The organism is Succinivibrio sp., assembly GCF_045124615.1.
GTDB lineage: Bacteria > Pseudomonadota > Gammaproteobacteria > Enterobacterales > Succinivibrionaceae > Succinivibrio > Succinivibrio faecicola.
Genome location: NZ_JBGVMC010000229.1, coordinates 1 through 5,302, shown reverse-complemented (window position 1 = coordinate 5,302; position 5,302 = coordinate 1). Strand labels below are relative to the sequence as shown.

The 5,302-nt window shown below is 35.5% G+C and carries 5 protein-coding genes; 2 read left to right on the top strand and 3 right to left on the bottom strand.

What is annotated here, in order from left to right:
- Both ACJML3_RS06050 and recA read right to left on the bottom strand, forming a co-directional pair.
- A partial coding sequence (locus ACJML3_RS06050; RefSeq protein ID WP_406021516.1) for a regulatory protein RecX occupies window positions 1-442 on the bottom strand: 442 nt, incomplete at its 3' end.
- A gap of 2 nt (window positions 443-444) precedes the next feature.
- Window positions 445-1,599, bottom strand: coding sequence for a recombinase RecA (gene recA, locus ACJML3_RS06045; protein WP_406021514.1), 1,155 nt, complete (start codon window positions 1,597-1,599; stop codon window positions 445-447).
- Between the two features lie 220 nt (window positions 1,600-1,819).
- Here recA and mutS point away from each other — a divergent pair, with 220 nt between their 5' ends.
- Window positions 1,820-4,399, top strand: a complete 2,580-nt coding sequence (mutS, locus tag ACJML3_RS06040; protein WP_406021512.1) for a DNA mismatch repair protein MutS — start codon at window positions 1,820-1,822, stop codon at window positions 4,397-4,399.
- A 30-nt stretch (window positions 4,400-4,429) separates the two neighbouring features.
- Here mutS and ACJML3_RS06035 read toward each other — a convergent pair whose 3' ends face one another.
- A complete protein-coding gene (locus tag ACJML3_RS06035; protein ID WP_406021510.1) occupies window positions 4,430-4,942 on the bottom strand; it encodes a hypothetical protein in 513 nt (170 codons plus the stop codon).
- Between the two features lie 179 nt (window positions 4,943-5,121).
- Between ACJML3_RS06035 and ACJML3_RS06030 the strand changes: the two genes are divergently transcribed.
- Window positions 5,122-5,302: hypothetical protein (locus ACJML3_RS06030; RefSeq protein WP_406021508.1), on the top strand; the 181-nt coding region annotated here is incomplete at its 3' end.

Sequence of the window (5,302 nt, the reverse complement as noted above, 5' to 3'; positions counted from 1 at the left end):
CTCTTATGCAGCTAGAATTTGAAAAACCTCTTCTTGCTAGTGCGGCGAGGACCTTCTGACTTTGTTCATAGTCAGAAAGTTCTTCTTTTGTATATTTTTTTAAAAGAAAATTTTTTGCTATTTCATCCCAGTCTGTTTCATCTATAAATGATTGAATTAATGAACTGCTAATCCCTTTTATTTTGGCATCTCGTAACAGTCTTAAAGGGCCATAGAACTGGTTAACAGTATGACGACACAGCATTTGTGAATATCTGAGGTCAGATTGGTAATTGTTAGATATACAATAGGATAAGGCCTCTAATGAGGCCTCTTTTGTATATCTTAAAAAAAGCTTCTGATATAGTTCCTGCTTTGAATATTCACGTCTTGCAAGAAATGCAATAGCGCTATTTTTAGCTTTTGAAACATCAGAGCTTTTTTCTTTTTTTCTCACAAACATAATTACAGATCGTCAGGGATTGGTGTAATTAAATCTTCCTCATTGATGTTTGCATCTAATGCATCAAGAATGTCAGCATCATCGTCTGAACCGATATTTGCTGTTTCTTCATAGTCATTATTCTCTTTATAATACTCTCTGATCTTCTGTTCGATCTCATCGGCAACTGCAGGATTCTCATCTAAGAACTTCATTGCATTTACCTTACCCTGACCTATTTTCTGACCATTGTAAGCAAACCAAGCACCTGTCTTTTGAACAATCTTTGCATTAACGCCAAGATCAATAAGCTCGCCGTTCTTAGCAATACCGTAATTGAATAGGATCTGGAAATTAGCGCTCTTGAATGGAGGGGCAACCTTATTCTTTACAACCTTTACCTTAGTCTCATTACCGATAACATCTTCTTTATCCTTTAAAGAGTTACCTTTTCTGATATCTAGACGAACTGAGGCATAGTACTTAAGTGCGTTACCACCGGTTGTGGTTTCAGGGTTACCGAACATAACACCAATTTTCATACGCAGCTGGTTAATAAAGACAACCATACAGTTAGCCTGCTTTACAATACCTGTAAGTTTTCTTAAAGCCTGAGACATCAGTCTTGCCTGAAGACCTACATGATTGTCGCCCATATCACCTTCGATTTCAGCCTTTGGAACTAAAGCTGCAACAGAGTCGATGATTACTACATCAACACCACCGGATCTTACTAATGTTTCGCAAATCTCAAGTGCCTGCTCACCATTATCCGGCTGTGAAATAAAAACATCTTCAATCTTTACACCAAGCTTTCTTGCATAGATAGGATCAAGTGCATGCTCAGCATCGATGAATGCACATACTTTGTTTTTCTTCTGAGCCTGAGCAATAAGCTCTAAGGTTAATGTAGTTTTACCTGATGATTCAGGGCCGTAGATCTCAATAATTCTTCCCATAGGAAGACCACCGATACCTAATGCAATATCAAGTGATAAAGATCCTGTAGGAATTGATTCGATGTCTGTCAGTTCATTCTGACCAAAACGCATGATAGCGCCTTTACCAAACTGACGTTCAATCTGCTCCATAGCAGCTTCAAGAGCTTTCTGCTTTTTAGGATCTTTTGTAATGTTAGCAACTAATTTTGATGAACCAGCTTCTGTCTTTGCTGCCATAGTTTTTTCTCCAAATAACGTTTCTCTGACATGAATAATAATTATATAATTCATTCATGTCAAGATATTTTTTATATATATTTATCTGTTTGAATATATAAACTTATTTTTCTGCATTTAAATTAAATACATTATAATACACAGAAGATTGTTAAAAAAAACAAATGCCTAAGTTTGTGCATTGCCTAAAAATAAATATACCGATTTATTGGATTTTCAAATGATACCAGATAAAAACAGCGTTACACCTATGATGAGACAGTATCTTGAGATAAAGGTAAAATTTCCTGACACTCTTGTTTTATACAGATTAGGTGATTTTTATGAGCTGTTTTTTGATGATGCAAAGAAGGTAGCAAAACTACTTGATCTTACTCTGACAAGAAGAGGAAATACAAACGGTGATCCTATTCCTATGGCAGGAGTTCCTTTTCATTCAGTTGAAAACTATATAGCAAGACTTATACGTTTTGGAGAAAGCGTGGTTATCTGCGAACAGGAAGGCATTCCTGGAAAAACCATGATTAGAAAAATTTCCAAAATAATTACCCCTGGCACTGCAACAGATGATGGTATCGCACCTGATACAAAAGACAATATCATTGCTTGCATTTATAAAGGTAAAACCTATTATGGAGTTTCATACCTGTGTCTTGGCTCAGGTGTTTTTAAAACAACAGTATGTTCAAAGCTGTCTGATGTCAGATTGTATCTTGAAAAAATAAATCCAATTGAACTAGTATTTGAGGAAGGTTTTACAGATTTAGATGATTTTAATTTTATAAAATCAAAAAAAACTCTTCCTTCTTGGAATTTTGAACTAGAAACAAACTACAAACTTCTATGTAAGCAGTTTGAAACAAATTCCCTTTTTGGTTTTGATATTGACAATCTTGAAGATGGAATATGTGCTGCTGGCGCACTTTTATCATATGTAAAAGATACACAGAATGTATCCATTAAACATATTACATCCATAAGTAAGGATGACAATTCATCCTATGTTATTCTCGACAGAACATCTCAGAAAAATCTTGAACTTATATCTAATCTACAGGGAAATATTAAAGGTTCTCTTCTAAGCGTTATAAACCAGGCATCAACTGTAATGGGTCAGCGTCTTGTAAGAGAGCTTATTGTCACCCCTTTAAGAGATAATACAAAGGTAAACAAGCGACTAGATATCGTTGAACAGCTTATAAATTGCGATCCTGAATCCTATGCATACCTATTAGATGCAATCGGTGATATTCAGCGTGTTGTAGCTAGAATAGGACTTTCATCTTCTAGACCAAAAGATTTTGTTGTATTAAAAGACGGCTTAAAACAGATAAGAGAACTCAAAAAAGCTCTTCTTTCATCAAATAACTCTATTCTTTGCGAGTATGCAAATAAAATTGATGAACACGAGCCGATAATTGAACTACTTGAGCAGTCTATAATGGATAATCCATCGACCTTTCTACGCGATGGAAATGTTATCAAAACTGGATATAACAAAGAGCTTGATGAATTAAGAGAGCTCATGAACGGTTCAAGTCAGATACTTGAAAAAATCGAGCAAAGAGAAAAGGAAGCTACAGGTATTTCAACACTGAAAGTATCCTTCAATTCTGTTCATGGCTACTATATTGAAGTTAGCAAGACTCAGTCTGTAAATGTCCCTGATTACTATATAAGACGACAGACACTAAAAAACAACGAAAGATATATAACCCCAGAACTAAAAGAGCTTGAAGAAAAGACCCTGTCAGCCCAGGAGAAGGCACTTGCGCTTGAAGAGAGGATCTTCAATACAATTATTACAGAACTTCAAGAATATATTCCTACTCTTGTACCTCTTTGTAAAAATGTTGCACTATTTGATGTTCTAAATGGTTTTGCAAGACTTTCTGTTGCAAGAAACTATGTAAGACCAACTCTTACTAATACACATGATTTAAGAATTATCGACGGTAGACATGCTGTTATAGAAACTCTGACTGATAAACCATTCGTAGCAAATTCAATAGATTTGACTCAAAAACCAATGATGGTCATCACTGGTCCTAACATGGGTGGTAAATCCACCTATATGCGTCAGACTGCACTTATTGTAATTCTTGCTAGAATCGGATGTTTTGTTCCTGCAAAGGAAGCTGTAATCGGTAATATTGATAGAATCTTTACAAGAATCGGTGCATCAGATGATTTAAGCTCAGGTCGTTCAACATTCATGGTTGAAATGGAAGAATCAGCATCGATTGTAAATAATGCTACTTCAAATTCACTTGTACTTATGGATGAAATAGGACGCGGCACTAGTACTACAGAGGGCTGTGCACTTGCTCTTTCTATTGCTCAGTATATGTGTCAGCAGGTTGCAAGCTTTACTCTGTTTGCAACACATTATCCTGATGTTGCAAGATTGTCAGATGAATATGAAAATGTTTCAAATATCTGTTTTAAAGCAACTGAATTTAATGGAGATATTGTCTTTTTATACCACGCTAATGAAGGAGCATTAAATTATTCATATGCTATTGAGGTTGCTAAACTTGCAGGTTTGCCTAATGTTATTGTCAACCTTGCAAGACAGTATCTGCAACCTGATGAATCCGACACAGATGGTAAAAATAAAACAATGAAGAACAATTGCCAAGGACAAATCAAGACTACTGCCATTGAAACTACTGTGATTGACACAAAGAAGAAGGATAATGAGAATTTAATTATTGAAAAATTAAAGGATCTTAATATAAACGACATGACTCCTATTGAAGCTCTCAACTATCTGTATGCTCTAAAAAAAGAAATCTAAAAAATGACCACCATTGGTGGTCATCATAGATTAAGCCTTTTTTCTTTCACAAAATCCAATAAAGCCCTTATTTGTTTTCCAAAGTAAACTGAATGCTGGAAATGATTCTTTGAATGACAATCTTAATTCAGCTAATTCCAGATGGCGATGGGAAATTAGGTTAAATTCTTTTTGTGGATCCATAAGTCTTAAAAGATAGGTCGAATACTCCTGTGCTACCTGAATAAAAGACTGTATAGCTATTTTATTAAGCTGCTTTAGTGTTATACCAAGCATCTTTTCAATAATGTATAAAAGAAGAGCTTCTTCTACAATTACAACAATCTCTATAACAAGATCACTTGATTTTAATGTCATCTCATAACAGGTAGGATTTTTTAAAGCCTCACCAGCATAATGAGCATTATAAAGTTCTACATCAACAGCATATGTCCTGTGTAAAAAAGAGATAAATTCAGCGTTCATTGCCTGAATCGACTCTTTAGGATCATTCACCTTCCATTTAGATTGGCATTTACCAGTAATAGCCATATCCTCAATCATGATATGACCTGTCAGCCAGCCTGCAATAATGGATACTAATCTTCCTACTGAATGGTATGTAGAGAACGGCGATACACGGACGCTCGCTAATCTCTAGGTACTTCAGTCAAAGCTCAATCATCCTAGGCAGTAGCTTTCATTGAAGAGTTTTCATAAACAAACTTTTCGGAGCCATTCCCATGAAGGCAGCCAGATTCACAGCAGATGAAATTGAGCGTGTTGCTTATCTTGCCACAAAAGGATATCTGCCTGTTGCAGTTGATGTAGCATCAAGAGTCTTTCAGGTATGCTACTACGATTTAGGAACAAAGCATGTCAGAAACTATCAGCTTTCCAGAGTAAAATTCTTTGAATTCATCG

Excerpts from the sequence above, each read along its gene's own strand:
- recA (WP_406021514.1), bottom strand. The coding sequence starts at position 1,599 with ATGGCAGCAAAGACAGAAGCTGGTTCATCAAAATTAGTTGCTAACATT.
- mutS (WP_406021512.1), top strand. The coding sequence starts at position 1,820 with ATGATACCAGATAAAAACAGCGTTACACCTATGATGAGACAGTATCTT.
- ACJML3_RS06035 (WP_406021510.1), bottom strand. The coding sequence starts at position 4,942 with ATGATTGAGGATATGGCTATTACTGGTAAATGCCAATCTAAATGGAAG.